Here is a 2,830-nt window from a genome sequence, read left to right on the forward strand (position 1 = left end):
CACCCTAGCCCCACCAACAAACTTTTTCAGTAAACCCTATCTATCAAGGGATTTACTATACCTTACCCGAAATAATAGTGAAATTTTGTGACAAAGTGCAGCCAGATATAAGAATCTTTGCTAGATTCCTAGAAGGATTCTGTGATAAGTTTCCTTAAAAGGAGATTGTTTGCAGTAAGCTAATCTGGCTAACACGCTTTTGAGCGTGATATGGGGAAAAGTTCGGGCGATTGCGCTTAAATAGAGTGATATGCTAGAAGTTGACCCATATTCTTACTCTGGAGAGTGTTATGCGGAAAGTTTCCGAGAAGCTGCATTGCAAAGTTCTGGTGCTTATGTAGTTAGCCTTGTTAGTATTTGACACAAAGTTGCGATATTGGTTTATGCAAAGAAAGTACATATACCCAGTTCTTGGTCTTTTTGTTGGTGCTATCGTCAATGTCATTTTCAATTTGATTGCAGCGGCTATTCAGCAACGAACTATTGGTGAAAAATTTAACGATCAAACGATTTTATGGATGATCGCATTCGCGGTTTTTGGTATGTTAATTGGGTATTGGCTAAGTCTCAAGACAGGAAATACAAACGCTTCAGAGCAGAAAGGTGGCATCAAAGCTAAAAGTATAAGAAGCCGACAAGGGCGATTTATGGCAGATGAGAGAACTGGACAAGGTATTGATGCAGAAGATATTAGAGCCAGAGGTGACATCTCACTTACAAGCTCAAATAGCCATTTCAATCAGCCCCCCACAAATAAAAGCGGTTCATCAGAAGCAGGAGTGATAGACGCAAGAGCATTGAGCGCTGGTGGTAACATAGCAATCTTCAATGGCTCAGTACCATTAGGAGAGCAACTTGAGTATTTCCGAAATCAGCTAAATATTTCATCTCCACAGTTAAATGATTATGCTACAGCCGAGTTTCGATCATATTGGGATATGTGGAGAATACTTCAGCTATTACGTTTGGCTGGAAATGATTTGTGGAAACAAGCAACTCATGAGAATGTTTTGACTTTTTCTAGCCAACTAAGAGCAACGCTCGAAAAAGTTGAAGAAAGCGCAATCTTTTTTGATGAAATAGACTATGAAAAACTTAAAAATATTTTAAAAATATTTGGTGAATTTAGACTCGGAAAAATTCGACTTTTAGAGATACGTTCAGAAGGAGATCTGCGGTTTGTAGTCCCAGATATAGCAGAAGAACAAATTGACCGTAATCGGCGATATAAACATGAATATGAGGAGCTTTTGAATGAAATTCGTATATCATTTAGAGAAAGAATCTGTCGTTAGCAAGTGCGATCGCTAACGCAAGTACGATCGCCGATCTTGTAGGGTGCGTTCCCTAATGTGACTCCTACTGCTCCAGCGATCGATTTTTGGGGAACGCACCATGCACATTGATTGCAGCTGTGGGTTTAAGTGCGATGTCGAAGGCACTGCGTAGCAGATCGCTGATCTTGTAGGTAGGAAACCCAATTCCCTCAAAACCAAGATTAAATGCACTAGGATAGACGTGGGATAGATTTTCTCTTATTGCCGTGAACGAAACCGTCTATATTGAAACCAGTATTTTGGGTCATCTAACCGCAAGACCAACAGAAAACCTGATTCTTGCGGCCAACATTAAGATTACACAAGACTGGTGGGATGAGTATAGTAGTTCATTGGTTCTGTATGTTTCGGAAATTGTTGAAGATGAAGCATCGAGAGGAGATTCAACAATTGCTACTCAAAGACAGAACTTGTTACAGTCCTTGATTTTTCTCGATCTAACCGAAGAAGCGATCGCTCTAGCACAAGAATTCCGACAACAAAGCAACCTACCCCCCAAAGCGTCTAATGATGCCTTACACATGGCACTAGCAACCGTTTATGGCTTAGACTATCTACTAACATGGAATTGTAAGCACATGGCAAACGCTCAAATTCAAAGAAAGCTATCTCAAATTAGTCTTGAGCTTGGATACAGGCTGCCATTTGTTTGTACCCCTTACGAGTTCATAGGATTTAAGCTTCGAGGAGAATAACTATGTATAAAGATGAAATTGTCGAAGAAATTCATAAATATAGGGAAGAATACGCAAAATCTTTTAATTATGATCTCAAGGCAATATTTGACGATCTTAGAGAAAAGCAAATTGCCAGTGGACGTAAAGTTATTAAGCTCCCGATCAAGCGACAGTATAACAAATCACTGCACCCGACCGAGAGTGCGATCGTCTTCAGGCACTGAAAGTTATTAGCGGCGGGTGAGTTCAACCGTTGGCTGGACAGTGCGATGCCGAAGGCACTGCGTAGCAGTACGCTGATCTTGTAGCTTGAGTTGACCAAAAGAAATCCAACAACTTCTGGTTTAATCCCCTCTGCCACCTCAACGATAGACACCTCCATTGCTCAGGGTAAAATGAAGGGGCATAGTTGAAAAGAGGTCAAATCTATGACAGTTCGACAACCCCGCTACAGCAAAGAAGAGTTTGCCCGACGTGGCGATGAGATTTATGAATCTCAGGTGCGCCCCCAAATTGAGGAAGGTAATCATGGCAGAATTGTGGCGATCGACATCGAAACTGGAGCGTTTGAGCTTGCCGACGATACGATGACTGCGACTCGGCGACTTTATGAACGATTGCCTGATCCTCAGCCTTGGGTTGTTCGGATCGGCTATCGCGCCGTTCATCGTTTCGGTGCACGGAGTTTAAAAGACGCTCTATGATGATGCAGGGTTACGTCAATCAGAATTACGAAGCAATGCTTTCCTTGGTTGTGAGGAACGGCGACAAACTTAAATCCATTACTGCTGTGATCGATACAGGGTTTACAGGGTT

At 41.9% G+C, this 2,830-nt stretch carries 4 protein-coding genes; all 4 read left to right on the forward strand.

Features of this window, described 5'->3' with window-relative positions; genetic code table 11:
- Positions 1-383 precede the first annotated feature (383 nt).
- The 4 genes from IQ242_RS21605 to IQ242_RS21620 all read left to right on the forward strand — a co-directional run bounded on the left by IQ242_RS21605 (position 384) and on the right by IQ242_RS21620 (position 2,718).
- Positions 384-1,295 carry a hypothetical protein gene (locus IQ242_RS21605; protein WP_193961358.1) on the forward strand — a complete coding sequence of 304 codons (912 nt, stop codon included), beginning with the start codon at positions 384-386 and terminating at the stop codon, positions 1,293-1,295.
- 248 nt (positions 1,296-1,543) lie between these two features.
- Entirely contained in the window at positions 1,544-2,032 is a 489-nt protein-coding gene (locus tag IQ242_RS21610; RefSeq protein WP_193961359.1) for a type II toxin-antitoxin system VapC family toxin, read from the forward strand.
- Positions 2,033-2,034: 2 nt separating this feature from the next.
- Positions 2,035-2,238 (forward strand): hypothetical protein, encoded by a 204-nt coding sequence (locus IQ242_RS21615; RefSeq protein WP_004163655.1) that lies wholly within the window; start codon positions 2,035-2,037, stop codon positions 2,236-2,238.
- Between the two features lie 204 nt (positions 2,239-2,442).
- Complete coding sequence (locus tag IQ242_RS21620; protein ID WP_193961360.1) at positions 2,443-2,718, forward strand: hypothetical protein; 276 nt, start codon at positions 2,443-2,445, stop codon at positions 2,716-2,718.
- The last annotated feature ends 112 nt before the right edge of the window (positions 2,719-2,830 follow it).

The sequence above is a fragment of the Microcystis sp. LEGE 08355 genome (genome assembly GCF_015207185.1).
In the GTDB taxonomy this organism is placed as follows: Bacteria; Cyanobacteriota; Cyanobacteriia; order Cyanobacteriales; family Microcystaceae; genus Microcystis; species Microcystis panniformis.

Excerpts from the sequence above, each read along its gene's own strand:
- IQ242_RS21605 (WP_193961358.1), top strand. The coding sequence starts at position 384 with ATGCAAAGAAAGTACATATACCCAGTTCTTGGTCTTTTTGTTGGTGCT.
- IQ242_RS21615 (WP_004163655.1), top strand. The coding sequence starts at position 2,035 with ATGTATAAAGATGAAATTGTCGAAGAAATTCATAAATATAGGGAAGAA.
- IQ242_RS21620 (WP_193961360.1), top strand. The coding sequence starts at position 2,443 with ATGACAGTTCGACAACCCCGCTACAGCAAAGAAGAGTTTGCCCGACGT.